This is a genomic window from Nitrospira sp. Nam74 (assembly GCF_965152615.1).
The window spans coordinates 4,443,814-4,465,763 of sequence record NZ_OZ224220.1; the positions used below are offsets into that span (position 1 = coordinate 4,443,814).

Here is a 21,950-nt window from a genome sequence, read left to right on the forward strand (position 1 = left end):
TAGCGTCCTGGCGAAATGCAAGTAATTCAAGTGCCTGCAGGGTTCAAGAAAATGGCGCGGCAGCCACGGTGGCGGGCCACGATAAGGACCCGAAGGAGGCTCTTCGAAAAGCAGGACGCTATGTGGCAGCGGATACGTTTACCGACGCATTGGTGGAGTCAGTCGTTTTTCTTGACCTGATAATCTGTTCCAAGGTCAGAAGCGCCTCGCGACCTGAATTGGCATCCAACCCCTTGGTGAGATTCTGGTCAGCATACCCGGCTTTCTCCCCCGTTTGAGACAAAGAACCTGTCCAGGGCCGTGGGTCTCGGCTCCCATGTTTTTTGTGCCAGGCGGACAGGCACGCTTTCGCGATAATCTTATTGAGCGGCGCAGGGTTATACAGCAATTTCCTGATACTTGTGGGCGTCAACATCAGCGGGTTATACCCGGCGGTCAGATACCCTTCCTCTAAGAGCCGATGTTCCAAATCCGTGTTGGGCTGGATCCCCAAAAAGAACATCAAAGGAAATACGCGGTCCTCGCCGAGAATCGCCGCGACCTTTTTGTAGGACTCCACGCTCTGAAGCAGCGTGTCTTCCGTTTCATTCGGAGAATTGAGCGAATAGTTCAGAATGACCTTCCCGCGAAAGCCCGCCTCAGCCAGATATCGGCACCCATCATAGAGACGCTCCAGTTTGAATCCCATATGGAGATCGTTCAGGACTGCTTGCGATCCGGAGGTGATGGCCACTTCCAGGTCCCCTACCCCTGAACGCACCATCAGCTTCGCCAAATCGGCGCTAATCAGCGACGTCCGGATATACCCGGACCATTCGATGGCAAGTCCATCTCGAATAATCCGCTCCAAGATTTCGGTGCATTGCGGATAGGCTTCCTTGCCGGTGATGAACTGGGCATCGGTAAACCAGAATCGCCGCGCGCCCCATTGATGGTAATGCTGGACGATGTCTTGTACGACCATGGCCGGCGGGCGATACCGCACGCGTTTCCCTTCTATATAAGGGTACAGACAAAATGCACAGTCGTACGGACATCCGCGTTTGGTCTGCACGCCGATACACTCATCGACGTATTCCCGGTATTGCGGAAAGATCGACGTCAGGTACGGCAAATCGACCGTCGGTGCGTCCAGTAGCGGTGGAGAATGCTTTTCACCTTTCGAGACCTTCCCATTCTCCCGGAGGATATATCGCTCGTCGTCCAGGGGTTGGCCGTCGATGACCTTTAGGATCGCATCTTCGCCTTCGCCCAAAATACCGATCGTTCCATCCGGCAGCTTCTCAATCAATTGTTCGGCAAAGGCCGTAAATGCGCCTCCGCCGATCATGATTTGCGATGCCGGAAATTCCTTTCGGATCAGCCACGGATAGGAAAGATTCGCACGAATGTCCTGATAGTAGCGATACAGATGTTTCAGCCCTTGCACCGAGGCCGTCAGCCGCTTGAGGGGATTACTCGAGTAATAAAAATTAAAGGCATGCTCCAGTGAGGCATCTCCTTCATGCGGTGAAAAGATCTGAATGTCCCGCCAGGAAAAGCAGACCAGATCCGGCGAGAATGCCGACGCGATGTCGCGCAAGACACCGCTACGCTGAGCCTGCGGATAGAGGGAAAGGTCCAGAATGCGTTGTCGCACATCCGGACGCCGCCGGTGAATAAAGTCAGCCAGATAGGTCGCCCCGATCGGGTAGACCTTTTTACAGGGCAGGAACACATAGAGAATGGAATTCATGAATACCACAGTTCAAACGGATGCTTAAAAGGGATGTGCGTGACACCCCGCCCAGCCCCAGGCGCGCCCGTTACCGATGGCGCCCGCAGGCGAAATCAAAGCCGGAGACGTAGCCGCTGGGCTACGTTGTGGACTTTGATGAGCCGAGAACAAAGTTGGGAGCTCTTTTCAGCATCCATCATTTTATCGCCACATGGATTGCCACTATCCCGCCCGTCACATTGCGATGGGTCACGTGACGAAACCCGGCGTCCAGTAAAAGCCGGCTCAACCGTTCCTGGTCAGGAAACTCACGAATCGAGGCAGGCAGGTATTCGTAGACGCCGGTTTGATCATGGGCAACGCGCGTCCCGACCCATGGCAACAACCGAAAGGAATACCAATCGTAAAGCGCCCGTAAGGAGGCTCTGACGGGCCGGGAAAATTCCAGACAAATGAATCGGCCTCCTGGTTTCAGGACGCGGCGAATCTCTGTACAGGCTTGTTTCAAATTTCCGACATTGCGCATGCAAAACCCGGCGGTCGCGGCATCGAATGTCTCGTCGCGAAATCCCAGCCATTCCCCGTTCGCTCGTAGACAGGTGATGCCGTGAGTCAGCCCTTCCTGCACGATCTTCTGTCTGCCTTCGCGCAACATCGCTTCATTCAAATCGACCGCTACCACATGACCTCCGGCTCCCATGCGCGGCGAGACCAGGAGAGCCAGGTCCGCCGTGCCGGCACCGATGTCGATAGCGCGTCCTTCGTTCATCTCCGGAATCAGGGCCGCAGTCATCCGCTTCCATCGATGATGCAACCCGAAACTGAGCAACGTGTTATTGAGGTCGTACCGACGCGCGATCGCCGTGAACATTCGCTGAACGGCTTGCTCGCGGGCCTTTCCCGACCATTGAGACACTATGCGGCCGGCTGATTCGCCAGGCCGTGGAGGAGCGGTTGTCTGATGACGTAGCGGCACCATTGCATGGACGTAGCATTCGTCCCAAGAGTTTGTCAAGGCAAGCCTGATAGCACCGAGCATCTTGTGTTCTTACTGCATTAACCCTACAATCCGCCGCTGCCAAGACCCATGGGAGGACGTTATGAACGTAGGGCTCATTTTGCTGCTGCTCGGGCTTGTTCCCGAACTCGCGCTGGCGGGTGAAATACGGGGCACCGTGATGCAAAGCGGAAAATCAGTGGGACCAGGCATCAACGTCGACGTGCATTGCGAGGACAAGATCTATTCCACTGCAACGGACAAATATGGCTCTTACCGCCTATTCCTTCCTGAAACCGGAACGTGTCGGCTCCAAGTGACCTACCAGAATCAAGCCCCATCGCGCGACATCGTCTCGTTCGATGATTCCACCCGCTACGATCTGACCTTGGAAAAAGACGGCGACCAGTACGTGCTCAGGAGAAAGTAGATGGCGGATAAGCAACGGGACGGCTGGGATAAGGCGGCGATCATTCTGCAATCGCTCGGGGGTTTTGTCACGGCTGCAGTCGTCGCCATGCTCGGCATCGTGGGCTCGAGCTATTTGAACGAAAAGCAGAAGATCGACACCAACGTCCGACTGTACACTGAGCTGATGAGTAAGCGCGAGGATGCGGAGAGCGCGCTTCGGAAGGACATGTTCACCTCGATCATTGATACATTTCTCAAACCTCAATCGCCGTCCCTCGATGTTCGTGTGTTGAACCTTGAGCTGCTCGCGTACAACTTTCACGAGTCGCTGAATCTGAAGCCGCTGTTCTTGAATATTGCTCAGCAAATCGGCCAATCCACCGACGTCCGGAGAGAGGAATACCGGGATCGATTGAGCCGGGTCGCTCGCGAGATCACTAGAAAACAGATGGTGATCCTCGAAGGTGCCGGGAAGAAGTTCGACAGCAAATTCAGCCTTGCCAATGTCCCTACATCAAGAAAAGGGATGCCGCTGGAGCTTGAAGAAACCCTGTTATCGTTGGAAGAAATCCAGCGGGAGTTTCGCATTTACGTCATGGAGGTCAACTCTGAGACGCAGGAGCTTCGCATCCGGCTCGAAGTGATGACTCCAGAGCAGACGGCTTCCGAGTTCGCGAGGAACAATGTGGAATTTTGGGTGGGTTTTTACGATTTCCCGATGATCGATCATACACGTCTCTCCCATGATCAGCGCGTGGCCATCACCTTGAACAACTTCGAAAAGGGGTATGCCAATATCACGCTGGTCTATTTCCCGGGAGCCTACGCCGGGCTGAAAGAGAAGCCGTACTATCAGGAAGTCGTGAAAGAACTGTTGAAAACCACGGAAGGCACGGCGGCCAAGGGGAATGGATCCGGAAAATGACGCAGAGAAACGCGACTGAAGGATTGCCCTACTGCTGGGCCTCCCGCCCCATCAAAAGATAAACCGCAAGCTGGCGCCGCCTAAGTGGAACATACTCTTATACACGCCATTGACCGTGGGATTGCGGTTGCCGGTAATGGTGCGATCTTCGTAAAAAGCGGCCTGATAGGACAAGTCCAAGCCGATGGCTTTCGGCTTGATGGATCCAATACCGATATCACCGCATTTGCGACCAAGAAAAGAGCCATTCGCTTTACATAACAAGCCCACCCCGATGGTGGCAGTATGGACATCGGCTGAAGGAATGCCGGGATCGAAGGTCACATCCGGCATCTGCGTCTGTTGATTGATATACCCGGCCCGCAGCGCGACTTCCCACTCTGACAATGACGGCAGTCGAAGCCATCGGTATTCGGTTCCAATCATGATGTTATAGGTGCTCCGCCAGTTCTGAGGTTGTGGGATAGTTGCGCCGTTGGCCAGGTGCACATCCAAATTTCTCACGGATTTCCATCCGATGTAATCAATATCGAGTTCGAGTTTCCATTCACGCTCGTCATCCCGAATAGGCCAGATCGCAATGCCGGCCGAAAATATCTGCGGTAAGACGAGCGTTGCGGTGGCATTCGAAACGTTTGCGCCATTCGCCAATAAGGCGCCGGCCAAATGAAGCGTGGCCTGACTGCGATAGACCAGGCCAATATTGGCTATCGGCTTGCCTGCTGCATTGCGCAGCGGCGTGTACAGCAGGCTGACATTGAATCCGGCTGCCGTATCCTTGCCAGACAGTTCGATCTTCGATCCGGCCTGGATGCCCATTCCTCCCGGCCAGATGGAATGCTTCTCGATCTGGCCTTCGCCGACGAGACTCGAAAAGGTATAGATATCGGCCCCAAGTCCAATCGACATCTGATCGTTCATCTTGTACGCCAGCGTGGGCTTAATATCGATGAGCGGCATCGTGGTGAACGTCGTTGCCGTACGAAAGGGCCCATCTTCGGGATACCGCGTCATTGAGCCAAAGGGGCTGACCAGGCCGATGCCGGCCGTCACTCTGGACAGTGACGTAACGCCAAGGTCCCCGAGATTGGCCGTCAGATAGACATGCGCGGGGGGAGGCCAGGCGATACTGCCGCCCCGATCCCCTGTCGTCGTCGCGCCCGTCGGACTGGTAAAGTGCGTCGTCCCGCCGGCCGCCAACGCGCCAAACATCGTCTGCACCCCGGAAAGCTGGGTCATTCCCGCGGGATTGTAATTGACGGCCGATGGGTCATTTGCCTGGGCGGTAAAGGCATTGCCCATCCCGGCTGCGCCGATACCTTGACTTTGAATGCGGGGGGTTTGGGCGTGGAGGTTACTCTGAGATAGGATAAACAGGAGTAGATAGACACTGAACGCAACAATAACGTAACGCCTCGTCACGCGGATGCCAACCATCTACAGCCTCCACATCATTACTTAGAAATCGTATCTGCGGTTGAACTACTGAGGGAGCGGGTCGCATCATGACGTACGGCCAATCCAATACTCAACTACTTGTTGTAATTCTGTCGGGTCGAATGGTTTGAGAAGATAGGCTTGAGCTCCCATACCGACGGCCTGGACCGCGCGTTCCTTGGATCCGGACGCCGTCACCATGATCACCGGCATGCGAAGGTTCCATTCGCGGATCCGCTGCAACACCTCAAGCCCATCTATGTCCGGCATGCCGATGTCTAGAATGAGACCATCGAAGACTTCGCCTGCGAGTAACGTCAATGCGTGGGCCCCATCATTGGCGGTCTCGACATCGTATCTACACGCATGGAGCCGGTCGGCAAGGAGCTGAAGGATATCGGGATCATCGTCTGCGACAAGGATTCGTTTTGCCGTGACACTCACGCTGTCTTGGGACGCGTCCAACAGCGGCCGGAGAGGCAGAGTACAGTAAAACTCGGTGCCCTTGCCCAACTCGCTTCGAACGGAAATTTTCCCGCCATGGAGTTCGACGAATGTCTTGGTGATGGAGAGGCCCAAGCCGAGCCCTTTCGGGCCGCCCTTCCGCCCGTGCCCCACCCGAAAGAAGGGATCGAATACTTTCTCAACGGCCTCGGGAGGGATTCCCGGGCCGGTATCGCTCACCGCGACGCCGGCGAATTGAGGACCGTCCTGCACGACTCGAACGAGGATCTCTCCATCTTCTTGCGTAAATTTGATGGCGTTCTGTATCAGGTTGGTGAAAATTTGAATCAAGCGATCCGCATCCCCCCACACGATCAGTTCTGTGTTCGGATAGAAGGCCTCCAGTCGCTGCCGTTTCACCGCCGCCAGCGGGCGAAGCTGTTCATACACATCGGCGACGCATTGCTGAAGGATCACCTCGGCCGGAGAAATCTCGAGCGTGCCGGTCTCGATTCGCGTTCGATCAAGCAGGTCTTCAATCATACGGATGAGGCGATCGACGTTCACGCTGGTGCGCTCCAGATACACGTGCTGTTTCTCGCTGAGCGGACCCGCCAGGCCGCCGAGCATGTTTTCCACGAATCCTTTAATGGAGGTGAGCGGCGTCTTCAATTCATGGGAGACGTGCGACAAGAATAAGGAACGAAGTTGATCCGCTTTTTCGAGAGCCGATGTCCGTTCGCGCACCTTCGCTTCCAAGCCGACATTCATCTCTTCGATCTGCTGGTAGGCGGAAGCGTTGTCGAGCGCAATAGCGACTTGGTTGGCCAGCGTCACCATCAAATCCAGGTCGTCTTGCGTCAGGCTATGCTGCTGCGCCCGGTCGACCATGAGCGCACCCAGAATGCGATCCTTCGTTTTGAGCGGGACGGACACGAAGGACTTGGCGTGCGTGACCAAGGCGAGTTGTTGATTAAACGGGTGGAGTGTCTCCCAGACCTCCTGAATGTCGCCGATGAGAATCGGCTTGCCTTGAAGGACCACCCGGCCTTCCGGACTTTCCGGATCGATCACCGGGACCTCAAGGGACCGCACGAAGGCTTGTATCTCTTCCGACACACCAAGTATTCGCGCGTCATAGATCACCTGCCGAACCGGCTCGTAAAACGAGATCATGGCCCGATCGTAATGCAACTCGCGCAGGAGCGTGCCCAAGACGTTCTGCAGAAGCGTCTCGCGGTCCAGCGTGGAATTAAACAGCAACCCGGCGCCGTGTAGCGCCGTTAATTGGTTCACCTTCCGACGCAGCTCAACCCGTATTCGCTCCTCATTGACGTAGGCTTCGCGCAGTTCCTCGTGCCGCACTTCGACAAATTTAATCTGCTCGTGAATAATGGATTCCCTCACCTTCGCATGCTTGTGTAACCGCCGACTGGTCGTCAGCCAGGAGACAAGAGCGGGAACCAGGGCGATGCCGAGACCTTCCACCGCCGTCACGCTTGGATGGAACATCTGCAGATACCCAAATGCCACACCGCTCATGAGGAGGCCCCAGGTAGGCCAGAACAGGTTGCTGTCCTGATGAGCCGGCCAGGAGACCTCCCATTCGCACCACTCATCTCCAAGCGCGATACAGGAACGGTCTGCGACACTGGCCGGAGGCAAATGATGAAGGCGAGCCGGCACCATCGAGATTCTGCCTTTTGCAGATTCGCAGGCCTGTCGTGCGCAGGCTTTTCGATAAGGACCGAACTGTTGAAGGGTGCGTTCGGTAAACCTCAACCTCAAAATCGCGGAGTGGTCGGTCACCTCGCCCACGCTGCACTCGATGGATCCCTTCGTATACTTTTCAGCAAAGTAGGGATACATCCGATAAATTTGCGCCAATGGGAACGGTCGCCCCAACGTTTGGATCAACGGAGAAATGTGTTTCTCCCGGCCGACATTGAAATGAAACTGCGAATCCCCGGACAACTGGGTGCAGAATTCCCGCAGGTATGACACGAATTCATACGAGTAACTGTTCCAGACGTTCTTGAGAAACGACGGCGTGACGTGATAAGCAGAGTCGCGAATCCGCTCGTTCAGAAGCCGGCATAAGTCCTCGACGGCCTGCACACCCGCCGGTGCCCCACCGATGTCTGTAAGGCGTTCTTGCAGTAACTCCACATTGTCCAGGACGATCATGCCGCTGACATCGGTCACCTTCTCTCCTCGCTCATCCACCCCGAAGGGGCGATATTCCATGAAGGCCCGTTCAAGGATCGTATGATCTTCGGAGAGAAGCGCCGGCTGCGCCGAATGCTCGTCTCTCATGATGCGTCAGATTCTCTGGACACGTGTTTATGCATTAATGTTGGCTTCAAGGTCTTCCGGATATATTTTCCATGCCGCCCACGGTTCACGGGTCATCTGACGCTGAAGCTCCTGCAGATTTTTCTTGAAGTCACGAAAGGCCTGCTTACCTTTGTCATCCAACGCCAAGGGCGAAAAGTCGTTGACCAGAGGAGTGCGGATCACTTGCAGAAGGTAATTCATGTTGACGAGGCGTTGATAGACATCGAGCGGTTCACGCCGCCCATCTTTGGAGACACGCGCGGGGTTCGCATGGGGCCATAATTGATAGTTCCATAAGAATGCGCCGACCATCTCGTGGTAGACCGTGACGAGATAGAGAATGCATGCGACCAAATGCGCCACGTTGTCACGCGTCAGGTCCTGCATTGGTAGTGAGACGCCGTTCGGAATCAGCCGATTGAGTTCTTCGATCCACCGACAGATGGCCACGTTGTGTTGAACTTCCCCATCAGTGGCGTAGTAGAGGGCCATGTACTGCCGTGCATGAACATGCAACACGTCAAACAAGGCCTCAAGATTCTGCTGTGTCGGCAGATCCAGGCCTGAACCCACCAGGCCCCGTTTCTTCGCATCCGCGCGGGGATCGTTCACCGAGAAGCAATAGGTCTTATACGAGTCATCAAACAACCGGGACATTCCCTGGTCCGTGAAACTGAAAATCGTCGCGTAATCTCCGCCCGGTCCGAGATGCGCCATGCTTCCGAATCGGTTGCTTTGATGCGTGCCGAACACATGCGGCCAGAGTAAGCGACAGAGCGGATGGTGTTCCGGCAACGCATTCCGGGTCGCAATGGCCACCAACTCTCCCCCGGTCAAATGAGTCCAATTCCAGTGCCGCACGAGGGTGGTATGGGTTCCGATGGCGCAAAGGGCGATCTTTTTGGAGAGGCCCCATGTGGCATCCCCCGGCCTAGACGTTCCCAGCTCACTGTCGATCCGCGACGCCTTGAGCCCCGGCCTGGAGGCGTCGTGCTGAAAATAGACTCGTACGCCCAGATGATAGAGTTGCTCGCGATGTTCATATTGGGCGAGTGTGTGCAGATTCCATTCATAACGTCCATCGCCGGTCCTCTGAAGATATCCGGCATAAGGGCCACGGACGGCAAGCCTGCCCAAATCCACGCTGCCCTGGAACTCTAGGGGGACCATGGGTGGATGGAGGCTCTTTCGATGATCCGCGCGTAGAGCGGCCCTCGTCGCGGCACGCTGATGCCTGGGCGTATAGCCCTCCCGTAAGGCTGCGTAACCTGATGTGTCAATGGACGGCAGTCCTTGCTGCATGGGGGGAAAGAACCCATAGAACGCCACCTGAAACTTAAAGAACGCCGACTTGAACAGATATCGTATGCCGTCCATAATATGGACGCACTTCTCATCACGCGGGACATGATTGGCCAGTCGGATATTATAAATTCGAATGTGCGAGACGACGCTGTTTAAGGGAATGGCGGTGATGGTCTGCCGGTCCTTTCGGCGGCACGTTTCAAGAAGGCCGGCCACCGTGACGGGCGTGTTTACCGTAAACTTGAGGCGGGCGACGATATTCCACACTCGTCTGCGAACGGCCCACACACGACGTGCCATAAATCCCATGATCATCGTCCTTTAACAACATGCCCATAATGCCGGGCGGAGAAGATAGATGTGATGGCACCGTGGTGTAGCAGCGACACCGCGTGGGCTCTATACATCATGAAGCTCGTGAACATTCCTCCATGGAGCGAATGGATTGGCGATGCCGGTGAGCGCCGGGGCCAGCGACGGATAGTGCCGCAGCAGGACGCTTGCCATGCCGTTCTCATTGATCCATTGGAGTCCCAGGTCGGTATAGACGTCGCGCCGATAATCCGTGGTAAAAAACCGATCGCTCTTCAATCGCCGTGAGGCCATTAAGATGAAGATTCGAAATGCCGTATCGCTGAATCCAAATCCTTCCGGCGGGCATTCGGCAAAGAGGCCGACCATCAGATCCACCCGATCGATTTGGCCTTTGTAAAGATCCGACAGGGGCTTAGCCCATTCCGGATTTAACTCTTTGAACGTCTTGACGCGCGGCATCCGCAGCATGCGCCGAAACTCGTTATAGCGAGGCACGCCGCGCTCCCGATCCCGCATGATGTCGATGGTCGCCACATCAAGGATTTCGCCATTGATGGCTCGGAATGTCTGAAGAAAGCGTGGATAATTTCCTAAGGCGATGGCGCCGGGATTGGCGAGACCGAATGAGTATAGGACATTGTCCATGCCGATCTCGCGGATCGCCTGCCGGGTTTCGTTGCCTTGAATCTCGATAAAGGTTTTGTATCGACTGAACTGGGAATCCGCTAAGGACTGAAATCGATAGTCGTCGGGAAGCAGCGGGTGCAGACGATAGACAGACGTAAATTCTTCCGTCATGGCGTAGGGCGCGCCGTGGTGATCGACAGGGGACCCCGGGATGCCGCTCAACTCTTCACTGTCGCTGATCCGGCCACAGACCTTGTAGATCCGCTCTCCAAAGGCCCCCCACCAATTCGCATTCATCCCTATTTGTAATGCGGGATGCCCGAGAATCGCCGGAGTCCATTCGGTCGTATGGATCTTCGCAATGAGTGCGGCATTCACGAGCCGGGCGACCTGAAACAGTCGCTCGTCGTCCCACGTCGGATAGGCCTCCTGCAGCCGGCGGCAGATCGCATTGTGCTCACGCACGAACAGCGTGTGCAGCACGCTGAGCCCTGCCCACCAGTTATTATTGAAACCCGCCAAATCGATGCCGTGGAGGGCCGGATCGGGATCCACAGGAAGAAGCCCATCGGCTTCGATTCGTAACCGCCCGTGTTCGAAGGATCGAACCAAATAGTGGATCTTCTCTGTACTGCCGTAGAGCTGAGACGCGTCCCACCAATGGGTTTCGTCATTCAAGAACGTCGGGGGGTAGTCGGCCGACGCCTCGGCGCGCGTGGGGTCTTGTTGCGCGCGATGAATTTTCATCGGATTCTCGTGCCAGTCGTCGCCCGGCTCTAGTCGAATCTCCCACGTCTCATGTGGATCCGTCGGATGATTAAACCAATCGTGCACTTCAAACTGGATCCATGCGGCCGCCAACAGATTTAGCGACTCGGCCGGAATGAACCGGGCACGGGTCATGAGCTGACGGCTCACTTCGCGTGGACTTGGAGTAAACAGATCCGGTGTCTGGTCCGGCCACGCATGATCCAAGCCGACATTTCGGCCGAATCGTGTTCCGGCACCCCCCATCGTGGGGACACTCAGGTCATTGTGGGTTCCATCCACACGCCTGGCCGTCAGGTCTTTCGGATGGAACGGGCAAGCTCCCGGCATGGGTCTGGTGGGCAACTGGGACGTATCATGCAGGTTATGCATGCGAAGATCATAGCGGAGCGCCGGGAGATTCACGACGCCGAGGTTCAGCGGCCCCAAGAGGCGCCGGAACGGCAGTCGGGACCATGGAATCACTCTATTGATAAATCGAAAGACCGTCGCCAAGACTGCCAAGGCCGAATGAGAACCAGGCATAGGAGTCCCTACCGAAGATGATGAACCGTTCCTAGGTTGAAGACGCCAACGTTCAAGGAATGGTATCGATCCCGAAGCCTTGATCAACCGCAGCGGTTGCTTGGTGAAGGAGCCATGGAACTAAGGATCCGACAGTGATGATCACATTACGCAACCGGCTGTAGGGCATTGTTGTACGGGATTTCATGGGTGTCAAGTCATGTCGCCATGATTGCCCTCTATGCCGATGCAAGGTCATCGCCCTTTGGAAAGCAGAATTTTGACGAGCATGGCGCCAACCCTTCCCTCACTGTTATAATTTGCGACCTTATGAGTCACTCCATCATCATCCGGGGTGCCCGGGAGCATAATCTCAAGAATCTTGACCTGCAGATACCGCGCGACAAGCTGGTCGTCATCACCGGGCTAAGTGGCTCCGGCAAATCCTCGCTCGCCTTCGATACCATCTACGCCGAAGGACAGCGCCGCTATGTCGAATCGCTGTCAGCCTATGCTCGGCAGTTCCTCGAACAGATGGGTAAGCCGGACGTCGATTCCATCGAAGGACTTTCCCCGGCGATTTCAATCGAGCAAAAGAGCACGAGTCACAATCCCCGGTCGACGGTCGGAACTGTCACTGAAATCTACGACTACCTTCGATTGCTGTTTGCCCGCGTCGGCCACCCGTTCTGCTTCAACTGCGGCGATGAGATTGCCGCCCAGACCGTCCAACAGATGGTCGATGCAATTCTGACCCTCCCGGAAGGAACAAAATTCCAAATCGTCGCGCCGATCGTGCGGGGCCGGAAGGGCGAGTATCGAAAAGAACTGCTCGACATGCGGCGGGCCGGATATGTGCGGGCCCGGATCGACGGGCAGATCGTCGATCTGGGAGAAGACGTCTCGCTCGATAAGCAAAAGAAACATACCATCGAGATCATCGTCGATCGTCTTGTGATGAAGACGGGCGAGGCGCTCAGCCGCCGGCTCGCCGATTCGGTGGAAACCGCGCTCAAACTGACGCAAGGACTCGTCGGGGTGCTGACGGAGGGCGAACCGGTTCGGCTATACAGTGAGCAACTGGCTTGTATTCGATGCGGGGTGAGTTATCCGGAGATCACGCCTCGGATCTTCTCCTTCAACAGTCCGCACGGGGCCTGTCCCGCGTGCGACGGCATCGGCTATGCCGTCAGTCCCGGGTGCCCCGAAGACGAAGATTTTACGCTGCTGGACCTCTGCTCTGTCTGCCAGGGCGCGCGGCTGAAACCGGAGAGTTTGTCGATCAAGATCAACCAGCAATCGATCGCTGAGGTGACTCGACTGTCCGTCCGGGCGTCGGCCGACTTCTTTGATTCCCTCAAGCTGACGGATCGTGAAAACTTCATCGCGCAACGCATTCTGAAGGAAATCCGGGAACGACTCGGGTTTCTGGTGAATGTCGGTTTGGATTACTTGACGCTGGATCGACCCGCCGCCACCTTGTCCGGCGGAGAAGGCCAGCGCATCCGCCTGGCCACGCAAATTGGTTCCGGACTGGTCGGCGTCCTGTACATTTTGGATGAGCCGTCGATCGGGCTGCATCAACGCGATAACCGTCGGCTCCTGCAGACCTTGATTCGACTGCGAGATCTCGGCAATACCGTCGTGGTCGTGGAACACGATGCGGAAACCATGGCGGCGGCGGATCACATCATCGATATGGGCCCGGGCGCCGGCGTGCACGGCGGCCGCATTATCGCGCAGGGCACCCCCGCAGAAGTGATGGCCGATCCGGCCTCGCTTACCGGGAAGTATCTCCGGGGCGATGTCTCAGTGGCACTGCCTACGCGTCACCGGAAACCGAAAGGGTATGTCTCGATCGTCGGGGCGCGGAAACATAATCTGAAAAATATCACTGCGAAGATCCCCCTCGGCTTGCTGACCTGCGTCACAGGCGTGTCGGGCTCCGGCAAAAGCACGCTAGTCTTGGAGGTCCTCTTTCATTCCCTGTCCCAGCTGCTCTACCAAAAGAAACCGAAAATCGACGGCTGCAAGACGCTCACGGGCGTAGACGCCCTCGATAAAGTGATCGACATCGACCAGTCACCTATAGGTCGAACCCCCCGATCGAATCCCGCAACGTACACCGGCCTCTTTACGTTCATCCGGGATCTCTTCACCAATCTACCGGAGTCGCGCGTCAGGGGTTACAAGGCCGGCCGTTATAGCTTTAACGTCAAAGGCGGCCGTTGCGAAGCCTGTGAGGGCGATGGGCTGATTAAGATCGAGATGCATTTTCTCCCGGATATTTATGTGACATGCGAAGTCTGCAAAGGCCAGCGCTACAACCGCGAAACGTTGGAGATTCGTTATAAGGACCGCAATATTGCGGACATCCTGAACATGACGGTCGATGAAGCCGTGCAATTCTTCGAGCACATCCCGTTTATCAAACGAAAGCTCGACACCCTACATGATGTCGGGCTGCATTATGTCAAGCTTGGCCAATCCGCCACGACGCTGTCCGGTGGCGAGGCCCAACGCGTCAAGCTCTCGCGCGAACTATCAAAGCGCCCGACTGGCCGCACCCTGTACATCCTCGACGAACCAACGACCGGTCTGCATTTTGCCGACATTCAACGGTTATTGGACGTCCTCAATCGCCTCGTCGAAGGCGGCAATACCGTGTTGGTCATCGAACACAACCTCGATGTAATCAGAAACGCCGATTGGATCATCGACCTGGGCCCGGAAGGCGGCGACCGTGGCGGCCACATCGTCGTGGAAGGCACCCCCGACGAGGTGGCCCGAAACTCTCGTTCCTATACTGGCCTGGTTTTGAAGGAAGCCGGCCGCTGATTCCCCTCTTCCTCCTCCCTTTTATCCTTACAGGCCACCGTTCAGATCATACTCTGGCGCGAAGTCCCCAATGCCTACAGCTGACTGCATAGTTACCCGATGGCAGCAATGCCGGGGCCTCTGGCATGGTGATGACTAGAGGGCGATACGTTAGGGTTTTTTGGGTGCACCCATTCATCAGTCGCCGCTATTTCGGTGTGAAGCCTCTACCAAGCAGAGGCAAGTCCAAGAATGAATGGAGGCCAGCATGGGGAAAAAATGCGCACATCCCAACTGTTCGTGCGAGGCACCGCCAGGCAAGGAATTTTGCAGCGACAAATGCCGCAATGCAGACCCTCCCACCGGCCAGTGTCAGTGCGAACATCCGGATTGCAAGAGACATTGACGGCCGCATAAGTGGTTGAGATGAATAGTGTGAGGGTGAGGCTCATAAGTCCCTGTGTCAAGGCCATGGAAGGGAGGAGCTATGAATGCCGAGCACTTCAAAGGTCAATGGAATCAGTTCAAAGGGGAACTCAAGAAGCAGTGGGGCAAATTTACAGACGACGACCTCCTGCAGATTGAAGGCGATTACGATACGTTCGTGGGCAAGGTTCAAGAACGCTATGGGGAGAAAAAAGACGAAGTCAGCCGCTGGGCTGAACAATGGATGTCATCCTTGAAGTCTAAGGACAACCCTGATGCCAGAAAGGCTTCATAAAAGCCCGACGTGAAGCTTCTTCACATGCCATGAATGGCTTCGGAAGCACGCATGGATCGCTTCGCTCGATGAAAGGAGACAAAGATGCTGCACTACGCACTGGTATTTCTCGTCGTTGGCCTGATTGCCGCTGCCTTGGGCTTGTCCGGGGTTGCCGGCGTCGCCACGCAAATCTCTTGGATTTTGTTCGTCATCGCGATCGTGCTGTTCATCATCCATTTCGTCAGTGGGCGACGCACTCCTCCGGTGAGTTGAACCTCGTCGGCACACACAGGTGGTTGAGAAGTGGTGCATGCTAGCCCACAGACAAGATCGGTTGATGCTTATGTTGTTAGCTCTCTCCGACTCGTTCGCCGTGATAAGCGGCGGACGGGTCTTCCTCGATGAAGATACCCTCCTACAGAAACGCGGTGTTCCTATAGCGTAGCGCCGACGACTGGTTGTACCACCGCGGTTTGCTTGAAGTCGCCCTTCCATCTCACTAAAATGCCCTTCATTCCCGCGGCCGGCACTCAAACGCTCACTGTGGAGACCGCATGCAAGACTTCGAGAAACTGGGAGTATTCTATCTCGGCCGGCCGTACGACCTCGCGAAGAAAAAACCGAAGGCCGGATGGCTGCTCTACGATTCGAAAGACCTCGTCACGCATGCCGTGTGCGTCGGCATGACGGGCAGCGGCAAGACGGGCCTGTGCCTCGCGATGCTGGAAGAGGCCGCCATCGACGGCATTCCGGCGATTATCATTGACCCCAAGGGCGACCTCAGCAATCTGCTGCTCACCTTCCCGGACTTACAAGCGCAAGACTTTTTACCGTGGGTGAATGAAGATGACGCGCGAAAGAAAGGCGTTGCGACGTCCGACTATGCAGTTCAACAAGCCGAGATGTGGAAGAAAGGCCTCGCGTCATGGGGACAGGATGGCGAGCGTATTCAGCGACTGAAGGACGCTGCCGACTTCGCGATCTACACGCCCGGCAGCCATGCGGGGCTTCCCGTCTCGATCCTGAAGTCGTTCGGCGCACCATCACAGGATATCATCGAGGATGCCGAACTCCTGCAGGAACGCGTGCGCACCACGGCTACCAGCTTGCTCGGCCTCCTCGGTGTGGAGGCGGATCCCATCAACAGCCGAGAGCACATCCTTCTCTCCACAATTTTGACCACGGCTTGGAAGCAGTCGCGCGATTTGGATTTGGCTTTGCTCATTCAACAGATTCAAAACCCGCCGGTCTCAAAGGTGGGCGTCCTGGGTCTTGATGCATTTTTCCCGTCAAAAGAGCGCTTTGCATTTGCCATGAAGCTGAACAACCTGCTGGCCGCACCAGGCTTTGCCACGTGGTTGGAGGGTGAGGCGCTCGATATCGATCATATTCTGCACACATCCAGCGGGAAGCCCCGCCTGTCGATCTTCTCGATTGCCCATCTGACCGATGCCGAGCGAATGTTTTTTGTCACCCTCTTGCTCACCCAAATGGTCGGGTGGATGAGAAGTCAGTCCGGCACGACGAGTCTGCGCGCGCTACTTTACATGGATGAAATCTTCGGCTACTTTCCGCCCGTTTCGAATCCGCCCTCGAAACTGCCGCTGTTGACTCTGTTGAAACAAGCGAGAGCGTTCGGCGTGGGAGTAGTCCTGGCTACGCAGAACCCCGTGGATCTCGATTATAAGGGCCTCGCTAATACGGGGACATGGTTCATCGGCCGATTACAAACTGAGCGCGATAAAGCACGGGTGCTGGAAGGACTGGAAGGAGCATCGGCCGGCGCGGGGCACAGATTTGATCGCCAGCGTATGGAGCAAACCCTCGCGGGCCTGGGCACGCGAATTTTTCTTATGAACAATGTTCACGAAGATCAACCGGTGGTCTTTGAGACGCGATGGTGCCTTTCGTATTTGCGCGGCCCTTTGACACGCGCACAAATCAAGACGCTGATGGCCTCTCGCAAAGGCACGGAGGCGAAGACTGATGTCCGAGTGCCGGGAGCTGAGGCGACTCTTTCGGGTACTGATCAGACTCCTTCACGCCCAAGCGTGCGTGCCACAGGACTGAATGCCCGTCCGGCTCTGCCGCCCGAGATCCCGCAACACTTTATTCCCGTACGAAGCACCCAACCGGCCGGCAGTACGCTGCTCTATCAGCCCATGCTGCTCGGTGCGGGACAGGTCCGGTTTACCGACGCGAAAGCCGGTGTTGATGCGACGCAGGATGTGATGGCGTTGACGGCCATCACGAACGGAGCGATTGCGGTGAACTGGGACGATATGACCGTCATAGATGTCCCCTTGGCGGATTTGGAGGCGATGCCCCAACCTTCAGCGCAGTTCGGCGAACTGTTCCCGCCGGCGAACACGGCAAAGAACTACGAGACGTGGCGCAAGGATTTTTCGAACTGGCTCTATCGCAGTCAGAAACTGAATATTTTCAAAAGTCCAAGTTTGAACCAGATTGCCCGGCCCGGGGAATCAGAGCGCGACTTCCGAGTTCGACTCCAGCAAGGAGGGCGGGAGCAACGAGACCAGGACACGGACCGATTGCGCAAGACCTATGCATCGAAGATTGCGGCGCTGCAAGAACGCATTCGCCGGGCTGAGCAGGTGAAAGAACGCGAAGCGGAACAAGCTAAAGCAGCCTACGTCCAAACGGCCATCTCTGTGGGAGCCACATTGCTGGGAGCGTTTCTCGGCCGAAAAACAATCAGCGCAAGCACCATCGGGAAGGCGACGACTGCAGCGCGAGGGGTCGGACGTTCGATTAAAGAGTCGCAAGATGCCGTCAGAGCCGGAGAAACGATCGACGCGTTGAAAGCACAGCTTGAGGAACTTGAAGGTGAGTTCAGGACGGAAGCCGAGGCTTTCGCTGCAAAGAGGGATCCTCTGACAGAAAGATTCGACACCATCACCATCAAGCCCAATAAGTCAAACGTCACGGTGAAGCTCGTCACGCTGGCCTGGGCGCCTCACTGGAAAGATCAAAGCGGAAAGCTGACCCCCGCGTGGCAATAGCGTCCGTCTCATGGCCACATACCGCGCTCTCATCGATACTATTCCTGCACGCACTTCTAGTGTTTGGACGTCCGGTCTTTTTGCATCAGCTTGTCCGTCCAGGCCAGGAGAATGGCTGACGCAAGGAAGGTCATATGTATAAAGATTTGCCACTTGATGTGTTCGGGGGAGACGTTGGCCACATTGACGAAAGCTTTCAGTAAATGAATGCTTGAGATACCGATGAGGGACGCCGCCAGCTTGACCTTGATCGTCCCTGGGTCTACATGGCTCAGCCAATCCGGCTTATCGCGATGACCTTCCAGGTCCAGCTTGCTGACGAATGTGGCGTAGCCACCGATGACGACCATCGTAAGCAGATTGGCCACCATCGTGATGTCGATGAGGGACAAGATACCGAGCATGAAGATCGTCTCGCTGCTATGCCGAAGCTCATGCACCATCTCCCATAGCTCGGTTAAGAACTTGTAGGCATAGAGACATTCCGCGACAATTAACCCTGCATACAGCGGGGCCTGAATCCACCGGCTCGCAAAGACAATCATTTCGAAAATATGCTCGACTCGGCTCACGCCATTGGCGTTCGACGTAACCGTTCCGATGGTGGTAGAAGTAGGTTCTGTCACACTCGACATGAGTCCTCCTTGGCAGAATGTTGAAAAAGCCCCTCCAGCTTCGTTCTCGCATCGTTCAGAGACTTAACGTACCACAAGGGTACGCCTCACCTCTTCACTTAGTGCGGCCTTGCCGGGCGGGCTTTTTGAGCATTCTTCGACTATTTCCCAGCGACCTTATCATCACGTGATAAGAGTCGAACCGAATTCCTGGATTGTTGTTCGATCACTTGCTGAAAGCATTACTGTAACGAACGACAGTGTGATGTCAACCGGTTTGATGGGCCAGTGTGGTTTTATGTGCCGCGAATAAGCTCGTCCGGCAGTTCATTGGGATTGTCTCCTTCGTGCGCAGGAAAATGCACGGCCAACAAATCGCCGCATCGCGCCACCACATGACAGAAGGCTTCGGTGTGGCGACCGGCTTGAATGCCGTGCGCGAGGTCCTGCACGAGGGACTCCCAGGTCCCTCGAGGCACGTGCGCATTGATAGCCTGATCGGCCAAAATCTGCGCTCGCCGCTCCAACAGCGACAACAGGATGAGGATCCCCGTGCCTTCACGGGTCTTATGCAATCCCTGTTCGTAAAAGGCTCGCTCCGCCCTGAGCTGCACTTTCATCGCCATCCGTTCCTGAGGAGTGAGTAGGCGAATCATGGTCGGAAACCGGCCCATAAGATTACCAAAGCCGTACCCGGTGAGCGTTCCCAGTAAAATCCACCCCGGATGTTGTTTACTCCATGTCCACTGGCCCCAGCCGTAGCCGAACGTCACCAGCAACGCAAGCACCAGCAGCGCCACAATGAGGCCGGCCAAATGGGACGCATCCCGATAACGAGCGGAGGCCGGCACCACCATGGGTACAATTTCGCCGCGCGTGCGCTTCTCGGCCTCTTCTACCGCCACACGAATCGTATTGAGATCGCTTTGAGAAAACATACTGTTTCTGCTTCAAATACAGTGTGGTCGAACTTGCTATGTCTCTATTTCTTTTTCTCTATCCCGTTGGGGTTGACTGGATTGACTTCAATTGCGCGCGTCGAGTGAGCACATTCCGATTGTGCGCGCTCTGCGAGCACGAAGTCAGTCCAGTCAACCCCAACCTCCCTCACCATCGTCCAGATGCCCCCCCACCGCCAAAATCTCCACCGCCGCCTGAAAAAGAATCAGACGAAGACCATTCGCCACCACTGCCAAGACCGCCGCCCCACCCCGGGTAGCCCCATCCGCCGTCCCGCCTGCGACCCGATGGTCCCACCCCGGACAGTGAGGCCATAATCAGTGCGGCGAACGCACTAAGCACGGCCGCCAGGAGCGCAAATTTCAAACCCGTCGGCAGCGCAATCACGAACGACAGCAAGCCGCTGACGACACTGCCCATTCCCTTGAGTTTTCCCTCGAACAGAGATCCGCCGACCAATGCGCCGATCACGATCGCGATGACCAGGCTCTCCCATGGACCACTCTGCTCCGACTTGTCCCGGCTCTCTGCGGGTAGAGTATAGGTCCCTTCGATAGTGCCCATGATGGCTTTTAGCCCCGCGGCAATTCCACCGGAAAAATCTCCCGATTTGAAACGGGGAATGATTTCTCGCCTGATGATTTGCGAACTCTTCGCATCCGTCAAGCTGCCTTCCAGACCATATCCAACCTCGATGCGAATACGTCTTTCTCCTGGCACAACCAGCAGCAGGACGCCATTGTCCGTGCCCTTACGTCCGAGTTTCCACGTCGTTGAGACTCGATGAGAAAACTCTTCCAATGGCTCACCCTCCAATGAGGGAAGCGTCAATACAGCGATCTGATTGCCGGTTTTCCGTTCGTGCTCCGCCAACTCAGCTGAGAGAGAGACCACTACATCGGAGGGGAGCAGATTGGCTAGATCGACAATACGCCCGGTGAGCGCAGGCACATCAAGGGCGAGGGCAGGTGGGAGGAATGGAAACCAGAGGAGAAACACGATGCTCAGAAAGGTCTGTCTCACACCCACCCGCCCCAGGGGCGCCATGACGCGCCCCTTCGCGATCGCGGCCGCAGGCAAAAAAAACCGGCGGCGTAGCCTCTGGGCTACGTTGAGGTTTTTTTGAGCCGAGAACAAAGTTGGGAACCTTTTTCAGCATCCTGACACAGGAGGCTGCTCAAAAGGGTCTGTAGCAAGGCTGCATGTGTGCATTGACGACGGCTCGCGACGGAGAACCGAGCTGCAGACCATTTTCAGCAGCCTCAAAATTTGACGGAGGGGGGTTGGCTGACCGCCTTCTCATCCGCCACCGTGAAATTTGGCTTCACATCCATATGCAGCACATATTTCGCTGTGAGATTGGTAGGGAAGAAGCGTATCAGCTTATTGTACGCAGCAATCTTATCGATATACCGCTTCCGTGCGACGACAATGCGATTTTCGGTGCCTTCCAGTTGGCTCTGTAAGTCGCGAAAATTCTCATTGGCCTTTAAATCCGGATAGGCCTCGGCCACCGCCAGCAACCGGCTCAGGGCAGAGGACAACTGAGCCTGCGACTCCTGAAACTTTTTGAATGCGTTTGGGTCATTCAGTAGTTCTGGAGTCGCTTTGATCCCAGCCACTTGGCTCCTCGCCTGCGTGACGGAATCGAGGGTTTCCCGTTCGTGCGCCGCGTAACCTTTCACCGTTTCAACGAGGTTCGGAATCAGGTCTGTACGACGTTGGTATTGATTGAGCACCTCGCTCCAAGCCGCGTTCGTCTCTTCATCTAATGATTGAATTTCATTGTATCCGCACCCGGAGATTCCTACGATAAGCATCAGGCAGATTGACATCAACCATCGAGTTCGATACCGCATGCCGTCCTCCTCCCCAACCATCGCAGGAGAAATTTCCTGACCTATCTTTCATAGGCCTCCTCCTCACCCCTGTCAAGCGGACCTTGAACCAGGCATCCAAATTTCCGCTTCTTCCGTAGAAGAGACAGTATAATTGCGTGCCAACTGGCTCATGACGAATGACCTGATCACTAGCGGCGGGCTGATA

At 55.9% G+C, this 21,950-nt stretch carries 16 protein-coding genes; 6 read left to right on the forward strand and 10 right to left on the reverse strand.

Features of this window, described 5'->3' with window-relative positions:
• Positions 1 to 118: 118 nt before the first annotated feature.
• Together ACWHYZ_RS20925 and ACWHYZ_RS20930 are read right to left on the reverse strand one after the other, a co-directional pair.
• Positions 119 to 1,735, reverse strand: a complete 1,617-nt coding sequence (locus tag ACWHYZ_RS20925; protein ID WP_447984601.1) for a B12-binding domain-containing radical SAM protein — start codon at positions 1,733 to 1,735, stop codon at positions 119 to 121.
• Positions 1,736 to 1,913: 178 nt separating this feature from the next.
• Entirely contained in the window at positions 1,914 to 2,732 is an 819-nt protein-coding gene (locus tag ACWHYZ_RS20930; RefSeq protein WP_447984602.1) for a class I SAM-dependent methyltransferase, read from the reverse strand.
• An 85-nt stretch (positions 2,733 to 2,817) separates the two neighbouring features.
• On the opposite strand from ACWHYZ_RS20930, the gene ACWHYZ_RS20935 reads away from it, so the two are divergent.
• Positions 2,818 to 3,144: a carboxypeptidase-like regulatory domain-containing protein gene (locus ACWHYZ_RS20935; RefSeq protein WP_447984603.1), complete on the forward strand. Its 327-nt coding sequence runs from the start codon at positions 2,818 to 2,820 to the stop codon at positions 3,142 to 3,144.
• A complete protein-coding gene (locus tag ACWHYZ_RS20940; RefSeq protein WP_447984604.1) occupies positions 3,145 to 4,050 on the forward strand; it encodes a hypothetical protein in 906 nt (301 codons plus the stop codon). It begins immediately after the preceding gene.
• 51 nt (positions 4,051 to 4,101) lie between these two features.
• Here the strand turns inward: ACWHYZ_RS20940 and ACWHYZ_RS20945 are convergent, their stop codons facing one another.
• From ACWHYZ_RS20945 to ACWHYZ_RS20960, 4 genes are all read right to left on the reverse strand, one after another.
• Entirely contained in the window at positions 4,102 to 5,487 is a 1,386-nt protein-coding gene (locus tag ACWHYZ_RS20945; RefSeq protein WP_447984605.1) for an OmpP1/FadL family transporter, read from the reverse strand.
• 66 nt (positions 5,488 to 5,553) lie between these two features.
• Positions 5,554 to 8,247, reverse strand: a complete 2,694-nt coding sequence (locus ACWHYZ_RS20950; protein ID WP_447984606.1) for an ATP-binding response regulator — start codon at positions 8,245 to 8,247, stop codon at positions 5,554 to 5,556.
• A gap of 27 nt (positions 8,248 to 8,274) precedes the next feature.
• Positions 8,275 to 9,882, reverse strand: a complete 1,608-nt coding sequence (locus ACWHYZ_RS20955) for a lipoxygenase family protein (RefSeq protein WP_447984607.1) — start codon at positions 9,880 to 9,882, stop codon at positions 8,275 to 8,277.
• Between the two features lie 90 nt (positions 9,883 to 9,972).
• Entirely contained in the window at positions 9,973 to 11,808 is a 1,836-nt protein-coding gene (locus tag ACWHYZ_RS20960) for a peroxidase family protein (RefSeq protein WP_447984608.1), read from the reverse strand.
• Between the two features lie 309 nt (positions 11,809 to 12,117).
• Here ACWHYZ_RS20960 and uvrA point away from each other — a divergent pair, with 309 nt between their 5' ends.
• From uvrA to ACWHYZ_RS20980, 4 genes are all read left to right on the forward strand, one after another.
• Positions 12,118 to 14,625, forward strand: coding sequence for an excinuclease ABC subunit UvrA (gene uvrA, locus ACWHYZ_RS20965; protein ID WP_447984609.1), 2,508 nt, complete (start codon positions 12,118 to 12,120; stop codon positions 14,623 to 14,625).
• A gap of 466 nt (positions 14,626 to 15,091) precedes the next feature.
• The gene (locus tag ACWHYZ_RS20970; RefSeq protein ID WP_447984610.1) at positions 15,092 to 15,325 is read left to right on the forward strand and encodes a CsbD family protein; all 234 of its coding nucleotides are present in this window, start codon (positions 15,092 to 15,094) and stop codon (positions 15,323 to 15,325) included.
• Positions 15,326 to 15,409: 84 nt separating this feature from the next.
• The gene (locus ACWHYZ_RS20975; RefSeq protein WP_447984611.1) at positions 15,410 to 15,580 is read left to right on the forward strand and encodes a DUF1328 domain-containing protein; all 171 of its coding nucleotides are present in this window, start codon (positions 15,410 to 15,412) and stop codon (positions 15,578 to 15,580) included.
• A 281-nt stretch (positions 15,581 to 15,861) separates the two neighbouring features.
• Positions 15,862 to 18,330, forward strand: coding sequence for an ATP-binding protein (locus ACWHYZ_RS20980; RefSeq protein ID WP_447984612.1), 2,469 nt, complete (start codon positions 15,862 to 15,864; stop codon positions 18,328 to 18,330).
• Between the two features lie 56 nt (positions 18,331 to 18,386).
• Here ACWHYZ_RS20980 and ACWHYZ_RS20985 read toward each other — a convergent pair whose 3' ends face one another.
• The 4 genes from ACWHYZ_RS20985 to ACWHYZ_RS21000 all read right to left on the reverse strand — a co-directional run bounded on the left by ACWHYZ_RS20985 (position 18,387) and on the right by ACWHYZ_RS21000 (position 21,763).
• Positions 18,387 to 18,965 (reverse strand): TIGR00645 family protein, encoded by a 579-nt coding sequence (locus ACWHYZ_RS20985; protein WP_447984613.1) that lies wholly within the window; start codon positions 18,963 to 18,965, stop codon positions 18,387 to 18,389.
• Between the two features lie 275 nt (positions 18,966 to 19,240).
• On the reverse strand, positions 19,241 to 19,882 hold the full coding sequence (locus ACWHYZ_RS20990; RefSeq protein ID WP_447984614.1) for a TPM domain-containing protein: 642 nt from the start codon (positions 19,880 to 19,882) through the stop codon (positions 19,241 to 19,243).
• Positions 19,883 to 20,051: 169 nt separating this feature from the next.
• A complete protein-coding gene (locus tag ACWHYZ_RS20995; RefSeq protein WP_447984615.1) occupies positions 20,052 to 20,951 on the reverse strand; it encodes a TPM domain-containing protein in 900 nt (299 codons plus the stop codon).
• 215 nt (positions 20,952 to 21,166) lie between these two features.
• Positions 21,167 to 21,763 (reverse strand): LemA family protein, encoded by a 597-nt coding sequence (locus ACWHYZ_RS21000; protein ID WP_447984616.1) that lies wholly within the window; start codon positions 21,761 to 21,763, stop codon positions 21,167 to 21,169.
• Between the last annotated feature and the right edge of the window lie 187 nt (positions 21,764 to 21,950).